Raw genomic sequence first — 21,952 nt, forward strand, 5'->3', positions numbered from 1 at the left:
GGGGCGACTATTCATATAGACGGGTAAAAGGGTTGCTCTGACCTGCAAGTAGTTGGCTACAATCTTCGCGACACAGGCATTAGCGGCTCGGACGGAAAAGCCAATGAAGTCATGCCGCGCGTTCATAACGTCGACTTGCAGCACAGGGGTGTTTGTTCTTTACGCTACTGCGTGTTGTACAACGGCATCTCGATTATTACTACCTCGATGAATTCACGTTTCGCTTCAACCGTCGCAGTTCAAGTGCCTGCAGAATGTTATTTGTTATCCGTCTCGCCCAGCAGTCCGTGACTGTAGGCCCGGCATCCTTTACAACCATTTCCATGGAAAATCGGCACCAGGTAGCTTGAAGGGGAGACCCATTATCGAGAGAAAAGATTACAAGAATTTTGCATTTTATGGCTTCTTTCATGTGTTGAATTATCAGGGGGGTATGGGAACCAACCTTTATATACCGCACCTTCAGGCTGGCCGAGTTGTTTGATCTCTTGATCCCAAGCAGCAAGTCATGGAATAAACTGAGTGGATCGAATTGAGTAGGCTATTGCAAGAAGACAATAAGAAACTCGTTAGTTCAGAAACCACCCGCGCCAAGAGTGACAAAAAAGTGGTTGGGTGCGCCGTCGTGACGTGATCTCGGCCCCGTCCAATCGCTGCCCATAAGATCGCCTGATCCTGTTTTGATGAACGGCCGGTTTCACCCGAGTCGTCTTTGTCTTAACGGCCAACAAAGTCGCTTGCCCGACCGGATCATCCTACGGGCAGACATTCATTTTCGCGTGCAACTTGGCCAATTCCTCGATCGAGCGACGCTTCTCGGCCTGCACATAGATCGTCGTCGTGTTCAGCGAGGCATGTCCCAAGGCGCGTTGCAGCACATCCAGCGGTACCTCCTTGGCGGCGGCGATCGTCCCGAACGTATGGCGGAAAGCGTGCGCCCCGGAGCGGCGCAGGATCTCCCGTTCGTCGAAGTCCAGTGCCACGGTCTCGTCGTCCGCGATCCGGATCAGCGAAGCGAAAATCAGCTGGCCGATCCCGTCCGGGGTGAACCCGGCGTCCCGGCGCTGGCCGTCGGCGCTGGTGTGCTTCTTCCGGGAAGACGCCGTCGGGGGAATGGCCAGCGGCGAGATCAGGGGTATCGCGACCATGCCGTAGTCGAAGTCCAGCGCGCGATCCTGCCAGTGCGCCCGCAATGCGTTGATGGCCCGGATCGGCAGGAAGACAGTGCGCCGCTTGTTGCGTTTTCCGAGTACCTCGAGTTCCCACAGACCGGGCATTTCAGGCAGGGGTTTCAGTTTGCTGCGCGAGGCCGTCGCCGCTTCCTCGCGCCGCAATCCGGCATCCCCGAGCAGGAGGAGCACCGCGCGCAGCAAGCGGAACTGGGCGGCCATGGAAATTTTGGCTGTCCATCCGCGCATCCGATAGCGTTCGCGCAGGACGTCATCCGGCGTGGCGCAGAGTTGATCGAGCACGCCCTCCGCTTGCGCGAGCTTGCGCCACAGGGCTTCGGGCAGTGCCTTCTCGATCTGCATCGCATGGATCGCCTGTTCGACCCGGGGGTCGGCCACCGTCACCCAAGGGTTGCCCGCGAGGTAGCGCACATTGACCAGCCAGGAAAAGAAACTGCGCAGGGCCTGGATCGCGTAGCGTTGCGAGGGAAGGGAAGGGACTCCGGCAAACGGCCGCCATTGCGCGGAAAGGCGTGGCGCCCGGGGACCGATCCAGCGTTCATCGGGACCGCCCAAAAAATCCTTGTAGGCTTCGCAATCCTCGAAGAGGATGCTCGACAGCGCGCGGCGGCGTTTCAATACGCACCAGAGCAGGAAGCGTTCAAGCTCCTTCTGATAGGAACGGCAGGTTTTAGGCTGGGCGCGGAATTTATACAGGTACGCCTCCATCGCCTGCAGATCGTTTTTTGCCGAAATCAGGGACCGGTGATTGGCCGCCGAGGGGCGGTTCATGCCCTGGGCGCCGGACAGAGTTTCGGGCAGGCCGATGCGTTCGAAGGGGATCAATACCGGCGCATCGGGATCGAGCACGACGATATCGGTGCGCTCCGCCGGTACCGGCGGCCAGGCCGCCGCGTCGAATCCGGCGGCGATCACCGGGTGGCGCTGCAGCCAGCGCACGATGGCCGCGGCCTTGCCTTCGCCAATTCGCGGAATGGGTTTCCACCAGCCCGGCCCGCGCGCGTTGATGAGGTCGACCAGGCCCTCGAGCGTGCGCGCGCCTTCGCCTTTCAGCAGCGACGTGATCAGCGGCCGGAACCACAGGGACAATGGGTCCGTGCGTTTCGGGTGGGTGTGGTCCTGGTCGGCAGCCTGCACCAGATAATCGATGGCGGTCTTCGAATAGCGTTGCGCGCGCCGGGCATCGCGCAGCGCTTCGGCCAGGTGCGGGTTGGCTTCGCTGGCCCGCTGCACGAGCTGGTCGCGCATGGTGTCGAGGCGCGCTCGCAGGTCGCCGGGATCCTGCAGGCCGAGCTGCTCGCGGTCATCCTCGGTGTAGTAGAGGTCGGCAATGCGCTCGAGCGCCACGCGGTTGAGGTACGCGCGCAGCGCCGTGAAGTCCGCCCGGGTGTAGCGGACGACGGGGGTTTCGATTTCGTTATGCTGCGCCATGGCAACCCCGTGCAGTCCGTGCCCGGTGCGACGACCCGCTCGCTTTTGGATCAAGGCCGCTCGGCGTGCCTTGGTTGATCGTTTCGTCACCGGGCCTCGCCGGGCGCGGCGGCCAAACGCTTCCCGCGAACCTGGGGTGGCCGCCGCCGATGGGTCGTGTCAGCAAGGTCGCGTTAGGCCGCGAGGCGGCCATTGCCAAGCCCGGGGCGGAAAGCGACGGGCCTGAAACCGCCAGAAACGCCCGCGGTGCCATTTTCCATTGCGTTTGATGCCCGTGCCTGCGTGGCGTGCATTTGATCGCTTCCAGGGGCCTTTGTGCGTCCCGTTCTGAACACGCGAGCGCCTTATTTTGGCTATCCGCGGCCGGCGTTGCGGTTTTTGCGGGAGGCAAAACGGGATGGGTGGCCGCCGGCCGGGGAAAACGGCGACACCGTGGATGCGCGATGGTCGGGGTCACCCAGCGAAGCGTTTTTCCGTCTCGTACGATAACCCGGCGGCGAACGGTCATCGACGTCGTCGGCCTGCGCTTCTCCAGGCACCGGGGTGGACGGGGCCGCGCAAGGCGCGCGCTGGGGAATGCGGCGGCCCGTTCCGGCGGGCGCAAAAGCGGGGTTTTTGGGTGGATTAAGTTCATCTGCCGGCATTCTAGCACATAAACGTAAGCCTGATAATACGCATTATCAGGTAAAGATGAATCATTGAAAGTTGTAAATAAAACAAAATATGTTATAATTGTAACAACTAATCCCCTGGAGACGCTCATGTTCGCCGTCGAAACCGTCAAGACCGAAACCGTCGATCGCCAGGCCGTGGCCTCCATGCTGATGCAGTTGTTCGATCACTGGCAGCTCAACACGGAAGAACAGCTCGATGCCCTGGGACTTTCCACCACGAACCGGGCCGCCCTGGCGCGCTACCGCCGGGGGGAGCCGCTGGCCAGCAGTCGCGATACCCTGGAACGTGCCGGTCACTTGCTGGGCATCCACAAGAATCTGCGCCTTCTATTTTCACAGAATCGTGCGTTGGCCTATGGATGGATCAAGGCGCGGAATCTGGCGTTCCAGAACCGTTCGCCGATTGAAGTGATTCAGGCGTACGGGTTTGCCGGGCTGTTGATGGTGCGGGCCTACCTTGACCGGGCGCGCGGCCAATGATCGAGCACGTCTTCTCCGCGGCGGGCCTGGCAGAAACGCATGGCGACCTGGTGAGGAATATTGTCTCGATTCGCGTATCACAAGACCTGTTTGACGACTTGAGCCCGGATCCTCAAGACTGGAACAGCGCCATTGAACTCGAAAGGTCGACAAAACCCGCGGTTTTCTCGTCCCACGTGCCGGTTATTGACCGTCCGTTTGAGGAAGCGATCTGGAACGATGCCATCAACTACCCATTCACGCACTGGATGCGCAGCCGGTTTTCGGATGGGTCCTATGGCGTCTGGTACGGCGCGGACGGCATTGAGACCACGATTCATGAGACGGCCTTTCACTGGCGATCCGGATTTCTGCGTGACGCGGGCTACCTTCAGCCCGGGATCACGATTGAACGGAAAATTTATCAGGTGCGTTGCGATGCGGCGCTGGTTGATTTGAGGTTGGCCGCCCAACGCTTCCCATCCTTGGTTCATCCGGAGGACTACACCCTGCCCCACCAGGTGGGGGCCAAAATCCATCGGGAGGGACATCCAGGGTTGGTCTCGCCCTCAGCAAGAACCCTGGGCAGCGTTTATGCTGTATTCAATCCTAAAGTGCTTGCCGATCCCAGGCACGCAGGCTTTCTGACGTACTCGACAACGCGCACGGGCATTGCTGTGGAAAGGGAGCCGGGTGTGGTCTTGCTTGAAATATAAGTTCCATCCTGACCACTTGAGCATTCGTCATACAGCGGGTTTGCAAATAACAAGAGCGCCAAAGTGCTTCTCCCGCGGAAGAAGAATTGCTCAACGGCCAACGTTAACCTTTTACTGTCACAACGGCATCGCCCGGATCGGACCTGATGGTAGCCGTCGCCTGTCGCAACGCATCAAGTTCAGCGCGTGCAGAATGGCGCATGGCTTCTCGCGTCGGTGCATTCTCAACGTCATCAAATAGGCTCTCAATCTCGATTGACCTGGTGTCCATCGTGTCAACAGCGTAGTCGAGCCACGATGCGTGACCCGTTGGTGGAGGCCGTATCTTCGGCGTGGTCATCTGTCTTCCTTCCTCCATTCAATAAAGTCTTCCCATCCACCCATCCAGCAAGTCTCCCCGTTATACATAAATGACCGCCCCCGTGTTGCCATCTCGATCTTGCACTCGGCAACCAGGCGCTGAATTTGGGCGCCATCGCCAATCTTGATGGCATTAGCAAGGTGGAAATCATTATTCACATGGGGCGTCCCGCGCGCGGTGTGATGCCTTGTTGCCAACCAGGTGCGGCCTTCGGTCTCATAGTTCACCAGGTCTTCAGCGAGCCTTCTGGCGTCCTCTTTTCGTGTCGACACGTCAGGCAGGATTTCGTCGATCGTCTGAATAACTAAGGCGTCGTTGGCCCTTTTCTGAGTAACGGCCTTCACTTCAACAGCGAACGCTGCATCCTTCTGGATTTTTTCGAGCGAGTTTCCGTAATCGGCAAGCAAAGCGGCCGCGGCTGCCAAGGCGTCCAGATCACCGGCCATGGCGTCACGCATCTCAAAATGGAGTCGTCCAATGACCTCGAAAATTTCCTTCGCGGCGCCGGACGCCTTTTTCGTGCTGACACGCAATCGTTTGGCGTCCTCGGGCCTTGGCCATCCACCGTCGACATAGTATTTCCGGAGTGCTTCCATGCGGTTGTCCGATGACGAGCGGGGCTTGCCTGGTGTTGATCCCTTGGGTGAGTGCGATGAAGCGGACTTTGCTCGGCATCTTTCTAGATTCGTTTCGGCCATTCGTAAACAGTCTTGCGATGCCTGCAATTGTTTTTTAAGAGCATCGAGCTCTGTGGTGTCGGGCGGTTGGGCTGCCAAAGCAAGCGCGGCGGCAATCTTTTCCGCCTTGCGTGCTCGATAGGCAGCGGCCCGGGCGGCGGGTGATTTATGAATGGGCTTCCGTCCGAGCTTGGTTGTGGTGTCTATATTGGTGGGCATGACTTCATTTTCGTGACGTGACGGAATTCATTATAAACGTGACGTCACGTAAGACAACGCGCTTGTCCACAAATACTTTTCGTAATGACTAGCCGTCCCGCGCCGGTTTCTTGAGTCCAGATGAGAACGTTGGCGTGCGTTACATTGACGTCAAGAATCTGGCCTCGCGCAACGTCTGGATCGAGAACTGGATGCGCATCTTGCCCTATCTCTCCTCCGGCGCACGTTTCGTCAGCGAGCAATTGATGCCTTTGTATGGCCTAGCGGAATGGAAAGCAGAGCAGTCAGTGTCTGATGTTGACGATTTGGATGCTGAAATGATCGAGTTTGCCAACGCGTTGGAAGCGTCCTGGAATGAATGCCTCGACTGCATTGATCTGCTCGGTGTCACGGAATTGGACCGGCATGTTTGGCGCCTGCGAGCTCGACCGATTGCTTTTATTTCGCGTCCAACGGAGCGCAAAAAAACGCATATCAACAATTTCGTATAATTACTTCGCAAATAGCGTAAGTGATTGTTATTAAAGGGTGCGATTTATGATGCTCGACACACCGTCAATTTTTTCGCACTTTTACTTCGTTTTTTATACAAATTTACTTCGGTTGACGGCAGGCGCTGCCAAAGCGACAGCAAAACCGCGTCGAAGCGGTATTGATCGGAAGTTGGAAAGCATTGGGCCGGCGTACCGGCGATCTGGCCCCGCCCCTGGAACCGCGCGTCAAGGCCGTATTCGAGTGGCTGGAGCAGGCTCATCAAGAGGATTCACGACGAAATTTGTTGACCTCTTACCGCGCACTGATTGCACCGCCCTATGGACTCAATGCGTCTTCGGCGAGCCTGCTGCTGGGACTGCTTTTGGGACTGGACAGTCCGCCCCGGCGTATCGAGCAGAACGGCATGCTCGTCGCTTCAGCCGACTGGCTCGGCTCCGCGTTCCCGAACAAACAGGGGAAGCATCATCTGGACGAGGCCGTTCTGGCAACGAGCTGCATCCGTTTTCTCTCGGCAGACAGCGAAAGTCGCTGGAGAAGCCTGCTGCAGCGTTGGGAAGCAGAGCAGAATTACGGCGAAAAAATGAGACTGGCGCGTGAGGCTGAGCAGATGCGCACGGTCGACCCGCTTCCTGAGAGTCTTGAAGGAAACTACAACTATCACCGTGATGCGACCGACAAGATTGAACAGATCGTTGTGGCTACGGTCGGCCAGATCAAGGGTTGGGAACGTGAAATCGAGTCGGCGATGCGAAAATCGAGCGTCGAACACGCAATACGGCTGGGTGGTCAGGTGCTGTTTCAGCGGGATGCAATGCAGGATAGTCATCTCTGGCCGAGTATCTACGTGGATGAATGCGACGGCCTGTTGGTTTTTGTGAAAGAACTGATCAACCGCGAAATTGCCGGTTGGATTCCCCGCCAGAGTTGCCAAAATGCCGCCATGGTTACTGATTTTCGACGCCGCACCGAGGGCCAGACAAGATCGCTGACCGGTTTGGGCTTCTCTGGGCAGGCACACGCGCTGACCCAGCAGGCCCAACGCTGCATCCAAACGGTTGAAGCTCGGCAAGCATTCAGCCTGACTTTGGCGCAATGCAACGATTATCCGCGCCAGCCGGAGCCGAAGGAGTCGACCTCTGTTCGTAACCTTCGTGATGAAATCATTCTGGGAGACAACCTCGTCACAGGGATGCAGGGGGCGACGGGCGCTCTTGCACCAGCCGAGATCGCTGCACACATTCAAGCCATTGAGCAGCGTCAGGATAAACTCAGAGTGGCTTGCAAACGACAGGAAGATGCACTGGCGGGCGTCTATGCGTTGGTTCTGCACAGCAAGGATTCACTTCAGGAGGCGCTGACCCGGGTCAATCGGCTGCGTGCCGTCTTTGCGGGCACCCGAGATGAGAGCGAAGTTAGTGAACTGGCGACGCAACTCGAACGTATTCTGTCCGACGTCGGATCTTGGGAGATCAGCGACGTTTCAGTGGAACGTCTTGAAGCGGTATTGGCGCACCAGATTGAACTTCAATTGGCCGGGATGGCCGAGTTTTTAGAGAGTAATGAGATCGATCCGGCATGGAATATGGCGGCAATCTACGAGTCTTTAGGGAACGAGCGCTCAGCGGCGGCTCGGCGACGTTCCGCAGAATGGTTCAGTTCGCGTTTAGCACTGGGAGTCCGGATCGATTCGCTTGACCGAGCGGGTTGCGTTGCCCTCGAGAGGGAATTGCGTACGGCCCCAACTTTTTTGGCGGCGCCTCACGTCGCCCAAGTCGATGCATTATCTGATGCGGTTCGGCGGCGCGGAGCAGATATCGATGAGTTGGCGCGTCGTACTAAGGTCGCTACCTGGGAACAGGTCTACCTGGATATTCCAAATGTCGATCGCCTGGATGCACACACGACCCAGCGGTTGTTAGAACGGATCCGGACTCCACCTTGCGAGCTCTGTCCCGAGGAGCAGTCTCGAATGGATCCGATCGCGACAACACTGACAGCGCATCTGGATCGCCTGAGTCTGGACGAACTTTTGGCGCGCATTAAGTGTCTCCGGGAACCACAGCAGCGTCAGATTTTTGACCTGCTATCCGCATTGTTGAACGTATGCGCTTAACATTGGCTGAGAGAGAGGAAAGCGTCGATGGGTTTGATTCCGACAAAAGTTATCGGAGGCAGCACCTACCTTCACATTAACTCGCTTTCCTGCCTCGATGCCGATGCAGTGGCAGGCGTGGCAAAAGCCGAGTTGTTGTCCGGCGTCAGTCGACATGTGCATTTCAATTTGGTACGTATCGACGACGCGGGAGTACGGATCGCACTGCTGCACTACCCTGATTTTTTCGAAGACCCTTTCCCCTCGCTACGTGAGAGTTGGCTGGTGGATATGGACCGCTCGATCGTGAGCTATCGTAGCTATGCTCAATCGTTCAATCCGCCTATCCTGCATCGCAAGGAATTGCTGCTCTCGACAGACGATACTCGCCGCGAAGCATACGCGACATTGACCGCCACCGCCGAGTCCATCGGGCTGTTCGACGAGCCCAAACGCATTGGATATCGTCGCCAGTGGTTGGCTCTGGTTCAGGAAAAAGGCTTTCGCATCGAGGGACACGCCCTGGTGCCGTTGGGAAATGATGAGTCGGCCCTGACCGCAGTCGTCGATGACGACGGGCAGGCTCCGCTGCGCGCTGGTTGGCAGGCCGCGCGACACCTGACGGCAATGGTTCGCTACGGGTTTTCAGCGCCTGTGCAGTCGTTGGCCCGCCATGGTTATCTCGATGGCCGGAATACAGTGTTCGACTACGGTTGTGGTCGCGGCGATGATGTTCGGGGGTTGCTCGAAAACGGCGTGGCTGCCGCCGGATGGGATCCCTACTATGCACCGGACAACCCGATTGTCTCGGCGGCCATCGTCAATCTTGGTTTTGTCATCAATGTCATCGAAGACTTCGATGAGCGACTCGATGCCTTAACTCGGGCATGGTCGGTCGCCGAACGTTTGCTGGTGGTGTCCGTGATGCTGTCTAACCAGAATAATCCGCGAGGTGAGGAATTTCGCGATGGGGTAATGACCCAGCGGCGCACCTTTCAAAAATATTTCACCCAATCAGAGATTAAGGGATTTCTGGAGAATGTCCTCGATCAGGAAGCCATTCCTGTGGCGCCCGGGGTGCTCTACGTCTTTCGCGACAAGGATGCGGAACAACGCTTCCTGGTTGACCGTTTTCGCAGCAGGCGCAATGGATTGCGCGGGCTGAACGCGCCGTCTCCACGCCAACGTGAAGAGGGTCAAAAACCACTCCTGGATCGCGCCAAGGCAAAGTACGATGCTTATCGTGAACCGCTGGATCGGTTGTGGGAACGATGGTGCCGTCTTGGACGCAGGCCGGACAAGTCGGAGGTGGATGATCTAATCGTTCTGACCGAGGGCTTTGGCTCATTGCCCAAAGCGCTGCGTTTTCTGGAGGAGCGTCATGATCCTGCCGAAATCGAGCGGGCCGCCGCGTCTCGTGTTGCCGATCTGGAAGTCTTCCTTGCCCTCAATCAGTTTGAGCGACGCAAACCTTACGGCCACCTGGAGCGTGGATTGCAGCAGGATATCAGGCACTTCTTTGGCGATTATGCCGCCGCCCAAGCGCGAGGCCAGGCCTTGCTGTTCCAGATCGCGAATGTGCAGGCCATTGACGAGGCGTGTCGTCAAGCTTGCGAGCTTGGCCTGGGCTGGTTTGAGACAGGTCGGTATCTTCAACTGCACGTCAGCCTTGTCGAGCAGCTTCCACCACTGCTGCGGGTGTATGTCGGATGTGCCGCGGTGCTCTACGGCGACTATCGTAACGCTGACCTGATCAAGATCCATACGGGGTCGGGCAAAGTCAGTCTGATGCGGTTTGACCACTTTGAAGATCATCCGCTGCCGCGCATGGTCGAGCGGGTCAAGATCAAGCTGCGCGAGCAGAACATCGACTACTTTGCCTACGGTGAATACTTCGAACCACCGTTCCTTTTTCACAAGTCGCGCTACATCAACGAAGAGTTCAGGAACTACCCGGAGCAGATGGCATTCGAGCAGGCACTCGATAACCTTAAACTCGTTGATAGATCCGTCTTCGGCCCGTCACCCGATGTCTTTGTTTCGGAGCTGTCCCGCCAGCGCTGGACGATCTCCGGGTTCGATCTGGTGCGGTCGCGCACAATCCCGAACCTTGACGATCATTGCGGGCGCTTCCTGACCTTTCGACAACTCATCGAATGCGGCGAAACACAATTACAAACCGGATTGCCTAACTTGCCGGTGCAACCCGAAAGCTACAACGCGCTCGTGGAATTGGTCGAGCAGGTATTGGATCCGGTCATCGACTATTTCGGGATGATCCGGCTAACCTACGGATTTTGTTCACCGCCGCTGGCCCGGAAAATCACGGGTCGCATTGAACCCAGGTTGGATCAACACGCCGCTCACGAGAAGAATCGCATGGGAGTACCCATTTGCTCTCGCCTTGGTGCGGCGGTTGATTTCATCGTTGAGGATGAAAACATGCTGGCGGTGGCGCAATGGGTCGTTGCCAACACACCTTTTGATCGACTCTACTTCTATGGCGAGGACAGGCCAATTCACGTCAGTTACGGACCAAATGCAAATCGTGCAATCGTACGGATGATTCCTGGGAAGAGTGGGCGATTAGTGCCACGGGTTGTAAAGGCACTTGGTTAGCTGTTTTACCTTAAGCTGATTTTACTGTCGTAGCCAGGATGAAGCGAAAGCTGAATCCGGGGAGGAGGGTCAGGAAACGGGAATACCTAGATTTCCTTTTATTCCCGTGAATTGAAGTAATTCTGCAAACAATAAGAATTCGTAAGCCATTTAATTTACAGGTTCCAATTTACTTCGCAAATTCCCTAACGCGTAGATTTTGATTGTAAAAAAAATGTTTTCGTCGGATTTGCACTGCTTTGTAATTACTTTTACTTCGATTTTTTATCAAAATCACTTCGGATCACGCGTCATGCTGGTTTATCTTCACGATATATTGCAAAATCATCCCCCTCCGAAGCAAGGGGTGAAATTGAAGGATAAATCGTGCGGCGTGGGCTAGCGAATTCTCCGCGTAGCGGTTCGTCCAACAAAGCAAATAACAGCATTTGAGAGTAGCGTAACCAATAAGAATAGACAGGGAGTAGCGCACAAATGGCCAAAACAACTTTCGACACAAATCCGGTATTGCTCCACACGCTGCTTAAAACTTGCGAAGATGGCAAACTCCAATTGCCTGATTTCCAGCGGAGCTGGGTCTGGGAGGAAGAACGCATCATGAGCCTCATCGCCTCAGTATCACGCGGGTTTCCGATGGGGGCGCTGATGTCGCTCAAATCGAAGATCGACACGGGTGTAGTGTTTGCATACCGCCCCATTGAGGGCACTCCGGTTGTAGCACAGACGAAGCCTGAACAACTTTTACTCGATGGCCAACAACGCATGACCTCCTTGTACCAGAGTTGCATGCGCCGTCAGGTCGTTTCCACCATTACCGCTAAGAAGCGACTGATTAAGCGATGGTTCTACATCGACATGATGAAGGCAATGAATAGCGAGGCTGATCGCGAGTCGGCGATTTTCGCCGTTCCAGAAGACCGTAAGTTGAAGGAAAACTTCGACAAGGACATTGTTCTCAATCTGTCATCGCCAGAGTTGGAATACGAACAACTGATGTACCCGCTGAACCAGGCATTCAGCACTGATCCGTGGATGCAAGGTTTTTGGAATTACTGGAATACAAAAGGCGAAAGCGGAAAGATCGAAGTGTTCTTCCGCTTCAAGAATGAAGTCCTAAACAGCTTCTCAGAATACCAGGTTCCGGTCATCGCGCTCGGCGCCGATACCTCACACGAAGCCGTGTGCCTAGTCTTCGAGAAGGTGAACACCGGCGGTAAATCACTCGATGCCTTCGAGTTACTCACCGCCATGTATGCCGCCCAAGGCCACAAACTACGAGATGACTGGCTCGGTGACGAGAAAGCCGACAACCCAGACCGACGCCTAGGCATCCAAAAGCGCCTTGCCAATTACGGCCGCGCTGCCGGGCAGGTGCAGGGTGTACTGGCCAACGTTGCCTCGACTGACTTCCTGCAAGCCATCGCCCTGCTGCATACCAAGGAACTCCGCCTTGCGGCAATAGCAGATCCGTCGAAGAAGGAAAGCGACTGGCCGGCTGTCCGCGCCACCCGTCAATCGCTGCTTGATCTGCCGTTGGCAGCCTACAAAAAATATTCCAACGCGGTCCAGTTTGGCTTCGAACGTGCCGCCAAATTCCTGCGCCAGCAGCAAATTCACCGTGTGGGCGATCTCCCCTACCAGACGCAACTCGTCCCGCTGGCGGCTATCTTTGCCGAAATCGGTGATAAGGCCGAACACGCCACCAACAACGACAAGATCGCCCGTTGGTATTGGTGCGGCGTTTTTGGCGAATTATATGGTTCTACCGTTGAAAGCCGCTTCTCGAAAGACATACTCGAAATGCCGGTTTGGCTCGACGGTGGTGCCGAGCCCTCCACTGTTGCCGATGGCGTGCTACGTGCCGAACGCCTACTAACCATGCGCTCCCGCCTCTCTGCTGCCTACAAGGGTTTGCAGGCGCTATTACTGCGGCAAGGCGCCATCGACTTCCGCAGCGGCCAAACCTTTGACCAGACCATCTTCTTCGATGAAGGCGTCGATATCCATCACATTTTCCCGAAAGACTGGTGTGAGAAGCAGTCGCCCAAGTTACCGGCATCCCTCTACGACTCCGTAGTCAATAAGACTCCTCTAGGATACCGTACCAACCGCATAATCGGCGGAGTAGCGCCCTCTAGTTATCTGGAAAAGCTGGAAAATGGCAAGGCCGGCCCCAACGGACAGATCATCGAGCCACCCATCGAAAAAGCCGCACTCGCTACCTACCTTAAATCCCACTGCATCCCCGTTCCGGAGCTATATGCCAACGACTTCGACGGCTTCATGAAAGCGCGGCAAAAGCTGCTGCTAGATCTGGTTGCACGCACAACAGGCAATGCTGTATTTGCGAATACCGAGGCCGTTGATGAAGGCGATGAAATCCCGGCGTCGATGGCCCAAGATAGCGGCCTTGAACTTATTGAGGCCGACTGACTAACTGACAGGAAGTACCGCAGGCTGGCTGAGCAAGCCGAAGCCGAGATCACGCGCCTGCGAGCGGAAATCGAAGTGCTGCGTGGTCGTGAATTAGCGCTCGCAGAGCAGGCTTGTCACTGCCCCCACCGCCTGCTGCATGCGCTCCTCCCTATTTCCGCTGATCTTCACATAGCGGCGGCCTTCGTGGATGAGAGCTTGCTCACAGCGGTCGAGGAAGTTAGCGCGTCCTTCGGGCAGGTAGCGCACGACGTCGGGCACCCATGGCACGTCGGTATCTGTGAGTAGATAAAGATCGGCGCGGCGTGACTGCGCTAGCTCGGTGATCGTCGGATCGGTGCGGCCAAAGAGGAAGTCGGACCATATGCAAGTCGCCAGCGGATCGGTGTCAGTGAAGAGGAGTCGATTCGAATAAGGCGCGAGTGCATCCTCGCTCGCGGCCTGACCGCGCGCAATGTCAGGCAGGTCTTGTTCGTCGAGTTTGCCCTCACGCCATTCCAGCAGCGTGCGGGCGAATTCGGGGACGGCACATGTTTTGAAGTGCGAGGCAAGGTTTTGTGTGAGTGTCGATTTACCCGTGGATTCAGGGCCGAAGATGCACACGCGCTTCGCATAAAAACCACGCACGGGAGGTGGGATGAGATCCCAGTGCTGGTAGGGATCGGCGCGAACTGCTGTGCCGCTGACAGGACGGATGCTGCGGTCAGGATTCACCGGGATGAAGCGTCCGCCGAGCACCTCGGCCAGCTTTTGACCGTACGGCTCGGAGGCAAAGACGACCTCGGGCCGGCAGGGTAGAATGTTTTCCAAAGCAGTCTGCCAGCGCTGCCAAAAATCGGGATGCTCGCTCGGGTTCTGCGGCAGTTCTTCATCGAGATGCACCACATTCACGCCGGGAAAGAGCTGCTTCATCCACTGATAGCGCAGATGGCCGGGGATGGACTCGCGTTTCAGCGTGCCGACCACGATGGTCAGCTCTTTGACAAAGTGCCGCGCGAAGTCGCCGAGATACACATGTCCATAGTGTGGCGGGAGGAATTTGCCCAGCATCATTCCGGTTTGTGCGGGATGTGTCATGCAATGGAGGGCATCTCTGCATGACGCAGGCAGCGGCGCAAATAGTCGCTTGTGATCTCTGGAAAAACGATGCCGCTGCCCGCGAGTGCCAGCGTCGTTTCCCTCATGTCAAAGTGTGTGCGCGAGCACTTGAAGATATCCAATGAGCGATACATGCGCCGACATGCCAGTGTGGCAAACGCGCTCGCCCTACCATTTCCGAGCGCGACGATCTGTGCCAGGGTGATCGGCTGCGGATTTGCGATGTGGAAGATGCCATTTGCACCATGGCGGATGAGCCAGCCCATCACTCGCGCCGCGTGATCAACCGGCGTTAGGTCAAAAGCCAGCGTTTCATCCGCAGACCCATTCATCAGCCCCGGCAGCGCTAGCGTGAGCCAATCATTCCTCGGTCCGCTGCCCGTCTGCGCATTCAGCGAAAGCAGCCCGAGCCTATGAATCCCCGTACGCAGCCCACGCTCACGCGCCTGCAAAACGAGCTGCTCAGCCACCCATTTCGACTGCGCGTAGCCACCGTGGATCAGCGTGATGTCTCGGCGCAGATCATCCTCCCTGCACCACGACACTAGCGGATCAGCATCGACAAAAACGGATAGGCTGGAGGCGAAGTGCAGCGTCTTCGCACGTCCCTCCGCGCAGAAGTGCAGCACGTTCAGTGTGCCATCGACTTGCGATGCCTTTAGCTCGGCATAAGGTGCGAAGAGCTTCACCTCCGCCGCGAGATGAATAACGGTATCCACCTCCTCGGTCATTATTCTCCACCTCGCCTCATCCCAGCCGAAACGCTCCAGCCGCACATCGCCACTCTTCCGCGAAAGCGCGATCACCTTGCAGCTCAGTTCATTCATCAAAGCGGTGCCGAGGAAGCCCGTGGCACCTGTAAGCAGGATGCAGCGGGGCGCGGCTGCTTGTGCTGTTTGGAAAGTCCGATCGAGCAGCATATCACACATCAGTTGACCTCTCGATAACGCCTCCGAGGTGTTTTGCAAACGCGCCACGCCAGCAACCGTGCGGCCACGATGAATGGCATCCGGCGGCAGCGGCATCGCACGCTCCGCCGCCAGTGCCATCAGCGCGACGACCGCGAGCGAGTCGCCGCCCAAGTCCGTGAAGAAATCTTCATCAGGCCCGATGTCGTTGAGCTGGAGGCTGTCTTCAAAAAGCCGTCGAATCGTCTCGATAGCGTTCTGGAGTGCTCCAACCCCCGGGAGCGTTTCGGGGGCCGGGGGACATTCGAATGCGGCAGAAGGCTGACGCAGTCCAGAAAGCTGTCGAGCATTCAACGCGGCTCGAATGGCCTCAGCGTCGGGTTTGCTATTCGAGAAGCTCGGCATCGATTTCGTGATCATCCAAATTGTCGGCACCATCCATGATGGGAGTCGTGTTTGCACTTCCGCCCGCAGCATCTCGTCATCAGCCTCCGACTCCACACACGCCGCCAACAACGTGCGCGTGCCGCGTTGCCAGGTAAGCACATGCGCCCGCTTGGCGAGTCCGCATTCCAAAAGCGCACGCTCGATCTCCTCGGGGCAGATGAGACGACCATTCAGCTTGAACTGACGATCCGTCCGCCCCAGGAACTCATAGCCACCATGCTCATGCCGCGTGACAATATCGCCCGTGCGGTAGGTCCTACCCCCATCTACAAATCGTTGCGCGGAAAGCTCTGGCAGCCAGGGATAGCCGAGCGACACCCCTGCCCCGCTGATACGCAACTCGCCCGTGGCCACTTCGCGGCCATCGTCACCACAGACGCAATAGTCAATGCCTTCGATGGGTTGCCCGATCCACGCACGATCCCAAGTTTCATCACAGACGATCATGCTCGTGCAGATCGTCGCCTCGGTAGGGCCATAGACGTTGATGAGCCGCGTCTTCACCGCCCATTTCCGAATCACTGCCGCTGCACAGACCTCACCGCCGATAACAATGGTTTGCAGCCGGGTCAAGTCAGCAAGATACGGCAGCAGCGCAGGCGGCAAATCCACATGCGTGATGTCCATGCGCTCGATGAGGCCGAGGTCATGCGGCTTCACTTCATCAAAGCATAGCGCCGCACCTGCGAGCAACGCTGTACCAATGTCTGAAAGGGAGGCATCGAAACCCGTGCCATGCATCCACAGGCAGCGACTCTCCGGCGTGATCCGAAACCACTCGATCTGCTGTTTTAAAACGGAAACCAAACCTGCGAGCGAGACGAGCACGCCTTTTGGCTGGCCAGTAGAGCCGGAGGTGTAGATAAAATACGCCGCTGCCGTCGAGATGACTTCACTCGTGAATCTCTCGCCCACACCCAGCACAAAGCTAGGCCTCGCCTCATTCAAGATCATCTCCCGCCGCACCTGCGGCATCTGCACATCGATCGGCAGAGCCACCGCATCACATAGCCACACGGCAATGATGCCTGCGACGAAATCCAACGAGCGCGGTAGGTTGATCGCCACAACCACACCACGCTCCACGCCATGCTGCTGAAACTCCGTCCTCAGCTCCAGCGCACGCTCCCAGAGCTGCGCGTATGTCAGCCGTTGCCCCGCTGCTGTCTCGATGGCGCTCCGCTCCGCATGAGCCTCCACGACACGCGCGAGATTCCAGACGAAGGTCTGACTGGCATCAAGGCTGCACATAGTCTTTGAGTGTGTTGCCTCGCGAGCGGTTGTCCACGTTCGGAGCGCCACGACCAGCGGCGGCGTCATCCAGATGCACCATACGAAAGTCCAGGCTGTAGCGCGTGCGCTTCAGATCATGCGGCAGAGTTTTATGATAATGCGCCCCGCTGAAAATGAGATTATCACCCGCACGACAGGAGAAGCCCTCGGCATGAGCGGGCATCACCTGTTCCAGTGATCCAGGATAGCGGGCGGAGATGCCAGAGTCTCGCTTTTGCCATCCAATCTTCAGAGCTGGGCCGTCCTTGGTCCATACGGCATAATCAAATATCTCCGAGTCGTTCGCCACCGGCTGATCGAGCTGGTCGGGATAGAAAACAAAGGTCTCCTCCGGCTCCAGATCATGCAGCGGCACCCACCATACGATCATGCTCTGCGAGTGCGCATACCAGGTATCCCGATGCGGGTAATATACGGGTGCGGCGAGCGGGTTCCGATGCCCACCAGACTGCACTACACGTAAGCGGATGGAATCAAAGGCCACGCGTCCCGGTGCGAAGCCGCATTCCGCCACTACAGCCCGTACGCGCTCGTGAAACTCCGCGTCCAGATACACCGTGCGCCGCAATGAGCCGATGCGATCAAACATCTCCTCCGCGCTCCATTTCAAATGACCCGTGCGGATGTCCTCCGTCTCCAGCCGTTCCTGAATGAGACTGATGACACGAGCCACGAGCGACTGAGAGGCTGTGTCCGATTGCATCAGGAAAACATCTCCTGCGAAGAGGCGCTCACGCATGACAACGTTGTCAGCAGGCAGTGTGGTTTTGAAAAAAGGCGAGTTCATAGCGGTCGGCGAGCAATGATGATGCAGCGTGGACTGCTCAGGGTGAGCGGCGAAGCATCCACATCGCCAAAGAAGATCACATCAGCGAAACCAGCGTCCTCAAACATGCGCCGCAGTGCCGCCGGATCATAGAGCCGCACCGCGCTTTGATGCACCACGCGGCGGCCATCCGGCAGGAAGTAAGTCCACTGCTTACGGATGACATTCGCTGACAAGTCGAGAGTGCTTTCTCGGACGAGGGTAACCTCTCCGCAGCGCGTGACGACATCCGGCAGGAAGTGCCGGTAAAGCCCGGGCACGTTCATGAAATCCAGCGCATAGCGCCCACCGGGCCGCAGGGATTCCCAGGCACGGCGGAGCATAAGCGTGTTTGTATCGTCATCATCCGCGTAGCCAAAACTCGTCCACCAATTGAACACCGCATCGCAAAGCGGATCAGCTTTGAAGACAAAGGCATCCGCCACCTCAAAGAGTGGCGCATTTGCGCCCGCAGGTTCACGCTGCTGCGCCCGCTGGATGTAGCCCTGGATGAGGTCCATGCCGCGCATTGTGTAGCCACGCCTCGCCATCTCCCAAGTCAGGCGACCGCTGCCGCAGCACTGGTCCAGCACGCTCTCGCCGCCACGCAACACAAGGGTTTGGATGAGGAAATCCGCTGCGCGCGCGATCTCCACCATACTGGCCTGCTCCAGCAGCATGTCGGCGAGATTTTCATCATAGAATGTCTGCCACCAGGGTGTGTTCATGAGAGGGAGTAGGTTTGATTCAGCAGTGTGGCAGTGAGTAGTAACATGAGCACAGGATCGAGCCGCGCGCGTGCGGAGGCGGAGAGAGTGTCGAGGTCATCCGTCCACGCGAGCACGGCGCGGTGATCGAGAAGAGGAAGGCTGCGACAGGCCGTGCTGTGCATTGTGTCCCGAATGAAATCCCGCACCGCTGGGTCACTCTCCAGCGGCGGTGAGAGGAAGGGGTGCTTTGGCCGTGAGCGCACCTTTTCTGGTAGGAGTCCACGAAGTGATTCACGCAGCATGAGCTTCGTGTGGTCGCGGTCGATCAGTGACTCAGCGGGGATTTTCGCGGCCAGTTCAAAGAGGACGTGATCGAGGAACGGCAGCCGAGCCTCGACCGAGTGCGCCATCTCTGCGCCATCACCCAGCGTGCGCAGGATGTATCCTGCGAGGGCCATACGAGTCCATAGCCACGCGCTCTGCCGCACGAGTGATCCACGGATAACGCCGATGTCCGCGAGGGCCCCATCGAGGATACGCTGCGAGTCGAATGGCTCACGCGTGAGGTCGGCTAAGTGCCTGCCCGTGGACAGCTTTGCCTGAAGAAAGGTAGGCAATCGATCCAGCCATGCGGGCGTGCTCCAGGTAGCGCTTTCGCCCTCCGCAGGCAGCATCACGCCGCGCTGCAAGGCGAAGGCAGCATGTATCTGCGTGTAATCCTGCTGGAGATGCGAGTAGCCGAGGAAGGCCTCGTCCGCACCCTCGCCCGCAAGCACGACTTTGAAGCCCGCATCGTGAATGGCACGCGAGAGCAGGAACTTGCCGACAAGTTGCCCGTTTATCGCCAAGCCCTCACTCTGACGCACTGCAGCGGTGAGATGCATGATCAGATCGCTCCGCGTCACGCGCACCTCATGAACACGCTGATGCGCGGCAGCATCGGCAAGCACCAGCGTGCCTTCGTCATAGCCTTCAGCATCGAAGCGCACGCAGAAGCAATCCCGCACACCCGAGATCGCCGCCACTGCGCTGGAGTCCAAGCCGCCACTGAGCGTGCAGGCCATCGGGACATCACTACGCATCCGCAGTCGCACGCTTTCCTCTAGGGCCGCACGCACATCTGCGGCAGTGATGATGGAATCAGGCTCGAAGGAAGGCTGCCAGTAGCAAACCTCGTGCGCTGTGTCATTTTCGATCACCATCACATGCGCTGGTTTGATTTGGCTCACTCCAGCAAATAGCGTCTCATCAGGACGCGAGTATTGATAAGCCAGACAGTGCAGGAATGTCACCTCATCCCAACGGGGCTCAATGCCCGCTGCGATGATCGCTTTGATCTCAGATGCGAAAATCCACTCTCCGTCAATTCGGGCGAAGTTCAGCGGCTTGATGCCAAAACGATCTCGCGCTGCGATGAAGCGACGGTTTGCGTCATCCCACAAAACAAAGGCGAACTCGCCACGCAGATGCCGCAGGCAGTCTAGGCCGTGCTCTTCATAAAGATGCACCAGCAGCTCGCTGTCGCTGCTCGTCAGGAATACATGACCACGAGTCTGCAAATCACCACGCAAGCGCTCGAAGTCATAGAACTCGCCATTCACCACAGCGTGAATATTTCCCGACTCATTCGCGAGTGGTTGGCGGCCATTTTCAACGCCCATCACTGCCAGCCTCACCGAGCCGAGACCAATACCCGCACTCGACGAAAGCCACGTCCCATCACCATCAGGCCCGCGATGCCGCATGGTGGCTAGAGCAGCCTCCAGCCGTGGTTTCAGCGTGTCACGCTGCGCGGAATGAATGGCCACGATGCCGCACATCAGTCGTTAGGTTTGAAGTAGATTTTCAGCGCATCATCCAAGCAAGCCGCCGCGAAAGCCTGTTCGTGCGCCTCCAGAGTCCACTCGCTGCCGATGAAGCCATCCAGCCTATGCGCTAACTGCCCAAGGTAGCACAGTGCCCACTCAAACTTTGCATAATACACAGCCTGCATCCGCAGTCGCCGCGTGATGCACAGCAGCGGAGGCAGTGCGACCGCCGCAGGCCTGCGGCTTTTTAATACGAGCAACCCGCCTGGCTTGATCATGAGCAGCGTGGCCTCCGCGTTCGCAGTGCAAAGGTCCGTCTCCACCACAGCATCGAACTCGCCTTCACTCGTCAGTGTTACGTCGTAGCCATGATCTTCAAGAATGAAGTGCGTCAGCTCCGCGATTCGGCCCACGCCCGTGACGGCGATTTTCCCATCGGGAGGCAGGTCGGCATCGAGTATCGCCATTGTCGCCGCCAGCGGCTCTGCATAAGCTCCGATCGTATCCCCGACCCAGTCAACGAGTGGAAACACCTGCGCCTCATCCACCACGATGAACTGCGCGAAGGCCCCGTCTGCATGAATCCCAAGAAAGTCCGCATGAGCGCACTGGTGCGGCTTTTTTGCCGCGCACTCCGCGCAGTGACCACAGGCCAACAGCGGATTCACCACCACTCGCTCACCGACGGCGAAACGCGTCACGCCGACGCCCATCGCCTCGATTACTCCCGTGAACTCATGCCCCAGTACCCGCCCATCCGCCACCGGCAGAATACCCCGCGCCGCGAACAAATCGGTGCGGCAGATCGCCGCACGCAACACTCGGATAAGCACCTGCTGCGGCCCACTTAAAGCAGGCACGGGCAATTCCATGCATTGCACGCCAGAAGCTGTTTTGACCAAGGCTTTCATGAGCATGGGGATGCTTTTAGCACACATTCAAAATGCGTCACTTAATATTTCTTGTAATAACACCACCAGCCAAAATATTTGAAATTTGAACGGTCCGTATTGTGGCGCGTGGAGGTTCGATCCATCTATCTTTACATTGTCATTCAATACACACAATCCGCATAATTGTTAAACACGTTTTGTACAACACCAAAGACGTAAGTATCTAACATTCGGTCTAAAATCTGTTCCTTCAGGCAAACTCTCATATCTCGATATGCACGGTTTGATCTGGACGTTGAAATTTGTCTACGTGGGTGAACGAAGAAGTATCGCTTATGATGAATTGCGGCAGGGATATTGCCGTCGGCGGTTGTTTGAGCGAGCAAGATTGGCCTTTATGCGCGTTGATTTTTGAGCAGGCTAAAGCATCTTAATTCCCATTGTCATTTTAAAAATCGCATGAAAATGGTGGGTTAGTGAAATTCGCATGATGCTCAGTTTGTATCCCGCAGCAACAATCATGACTGCATGAAAGCCTGCCCGGATGGGAAGTCTATTCAAAACCCTCAACTCCAGTGACCTGCATGGACCGAGAACAGGCACCAATATTGTGGATAGAACCGA

16 protein-coding genes and 1 pseudogene are annotated in these 21,952 nt (G+C 57.2%); 7 read left to right on the top strand and 10 right to left on the bottom strand.

Going from position 1 to position 21,952, the window contains the following annotated elements; translation table 11 throughout:
* Positions 1-170: 170 nt before the first annotated feature.
* Positions 171-302, top strand: a pseudogene (locus tag ACOYNV_RS01095) (IS1595 family transposase); the annotation flags it as partial.
* Between the two features lie 453 nt (positions 303-755).
* Here ACOYNV_RS01095 and ACOYNV_RS01100 read toward each other — a convergent pair.
* Positions 756-2,621, bottom strand: a complete 1,866-nt coding sequence (locus ACOYNV_RS01100; protein ID WP_422897884.1) for a phage integrase family protein — start codon at positions 2,619-2,621, stop codon at positions 756-758.
* 761 nt (positions 2,622-3,382) lie between these two features.
* Between ACOYNV_RS01100 and ACOYNV_RS01105 the strand changes: the two genes are divergently transcribed.
* Both ACOYNV_RS01105 and ACOYNV_RS01110 read left to right on the top strand, forming a co-directional pair.
* Positions 3,383-3,775 carry an MbcA/ParS/Xre antitoxin family protein gene (locus ACOYNV_RS01105; RefSeq protein ID WP_422897885.1) on the top strand — a complete coding sequence of 131 codons (393 nt, stop codon included), beginning with the start codon at positions 3,383-3,385 and terminating at the stop codon, positions 3,773-3,775.
* Positions 3,772-4,470, top strand: a complete 699-nt coding sequence (locus tag ACOYNV_RS01110) for an RES family NAD+ phosphorylase (protein WP_422897886.1) — start codon at positions 3,772-3,774, stop codon at positions 4,468-4,470. The genes ACOYNV_RS01105 and ACOYNV_RS01110 overlap by 4 nt, the downstream gene beginning before the upstream one ends.
* Positions 4,471-4,573: 103 nt before the next feature.
* Here ACOYNV_RS01110 and ACOYNV_RS01115 read toward each other — a convergent pair whose 3' ends face one another.
* Both ACOYNV_RS01115 and ACOYNV_RS01120 read right to left on the bottom strand, forming a co-directional pair.
* Complete coding sequence (locus ACOYNV_RS01115; RefSeq protein ID WP_422897887.1) at positions 4,574-4,810, bottom strand: hypothetical protein; 237 nt, start codon at positions 4,808-4,810, stop codon at positions 4,574-4,576.
* Positions 4,807-5,727, bottom strand: a complete 921-nt coding sequence (locus ACOYNV_RS01120) for a hypothetical protein (RefSeq protein ID WP_422897888.1) — start codon at positions 5,725-5,727, stop codon at positions 4,807-4,809. Before ACOYNV_RS01120 ends, ACOYNV_RS01115 begins: the two co-directional genes overlap by 4 nt.
* Before the next feature lie 134 nt (positions 5,728-5,861).
* Here ACOYNV_RS01120 and ACOYNV_RS01125 point away from each other — a divergent pair, with 134 nt between their 5' ends.
* The 3 genes from ACOYNV_RS01125 (at position 5,862) to ACOYNV_RS01135 (ending at position 10,933) form a co-directional block, all read left to right on the top strand.
* Positions 5,862-6,218: a hypothetical protein gene (locus tag ACOYNV_RS01125; protein ID WP_422897889.1), complete on the top strand. Its 357-nt coding sequence runs from the start codon at positions 5,862-5,864 to the stop codon at positions 6,216-6,218.
* 182 nt (positions 6,219-6,400) lie between these two features.
* A complete protein-coding gene (locus ACOYNV_RS01130) occupies positions 6,401-8,335 on the top strand; it encodes a hypothetical protein (RefSeq protein WP_422897890.1) in 1,935 nt (644 codons plus the stop codon).
* 27 nt (positions 8,336-8,362) lie between these two features.
* Positions 8,363-10,933, top strand: a complete 2,571-nt coding sequence (locus tag ACOYNV_RS01135) for a DNA phosphorothioation-associated putative methyltransferase (RefSeq protein WP_422897891.1) — start codon at positions 8,363-8,365, stop codon at positions 10,931-10,933.
* A gap of 290 nt (positions 10,934-11,223) precedes the next feature.
* Here ACOYNV_RS01135 and ACOYNV_RS01140 read toward each other — a convergent pair whose 3' ends face one another.
* Positions 11,224-11,532 carry a hypothetical protein gene (locus tag ACOYNV_RS01140; RefSeq protein ID WP_422897960.1) on the bottom strand — a complete coding sequence of 103 codons (309 nt, stop codon included), beginning with the start codon at positions 11,530-11,532 and terminating at the stop codon, positions 11,224-11,226.
* Here ACOYNV_RS01140 and ACOYNV_RS01145 point away from each other — a divergent pair.
* Positions 11,486-13,366 (top strand): GmrSD restriction endonuclease domain-containing protein, encoded by a 1,881-nt coding sequence (locus ACOYNV_RS01145; protein ID WP_422897957.1) that lies wholly within the window; start codon positions 11,486-11,488, stop codon positions 13,364-13,366. The genes ACOYNV_RS01140 and ACOYNV_RS01145 overlap by 47 nt on opposite strands.
* A 93-nt stretch (positions 13,367-13,459) precedes the next feature.
* On the opposite strand, the gene ACOYNV_RS01150 is transcribed toward ACOYNV_RS01145, so the two are convergent.
* The 6 genes from ACOYNV_RS01150 to ACOYNV_RS01175 are packed head-to-tail and all read right to left on the bottom strand — an operon-like array spanning position 13,460 to position 21,346.
* Positions 13,460-14,443, bottom strand: a complete 984-nt coding sequence (locus ACOYNV_RS01150; RefSeq protein ID WP_422897892.1) for an AAA family ATPase — start codon at positions 14,441-14,443, stop codon at positions 13,460-13,462.
* Positions 14,440-17,139: an AMP-binding protein gene (locus tag ACOYNV_RS01155; RefSeq protein ID WP_422897893.1), complete on the bottom strand. Its 2,700-nt coding sequence runs from the start codon at positions 17,137-17,139 to the stop codon at positions 14,440-14,442. Before ACOYNV_RS01155 ends, ACOYNV_RS01150 begins: the two co-directional genes overlap by 4 nt.
* Entirely contained in the window at positions 17,057-17,899 is an 843-nt protein-coding gene (locus tag ACOYNV_RS01160; RefSeq protein ID WP_422897894.1) for a hypothetical protein, read from the bottom strand. The genes ACOYNV_RS01155 and ACOYNV_RS01160 overlap by 83 nt, the downstream gene beginning before the upstream one ends.
* Positions 17,896-18,645, bottom strand: coding sequence for a class I SAM-dependent methyltransferase (locus tag ACOYNV_RS01165; RefSeq protein WP_422897895.1), 750 nt, complete (start codon positions 18,643-18,645; stop codon positions 17,896-17,898). Before ACOYNV_RS01165 ends, ACOYNV_RS01160 begins: the two co-directional genes overlap by 4 nt.
* Positions 18,642-20,435, bottom strand: coding sequence for an asparagine synthase (glutamine-hydrolyzing) (gene asnB, locus ACOYNV_RS01170; RefSeq protein ID WP_422897896.1), 1,794 nt, complete (start codon positions 20,433-20,435; stop codon positions 18,642-18,644). The genes ACOYNV_RS01165 and asnB overlap by 4 nt, the downstream gene beginning before the upstream one ends.
* A gap of 11 nt (positions 20,436-20,446) precedes the next feature.
* Positions 20,447-21,346: a zinc-dependent alcohol dehydrogenase gene (locus ACOYNV_RS01175; protein WP_422897897.1), complete on the bottom strand. Its 900-nt coding sequence runs from the start codon at positions 21,344-21,346 to the stop codon at positions 20,447-20,449.
* Between the last annotated feature and the right edge of the window lie 606 nt (positions 21,347-21,952).

Origin of the sequence: Propionivibrio sp. (genome assembly GCF_049316945.1) — a bacterium.
In the GTDB taxonomy this organism is placed as follows: Bacteria; Pseudomonadota; Gammaproteobacteria; order Burkholderiales; family Rhodocyclaceae; genus Propionivibrio.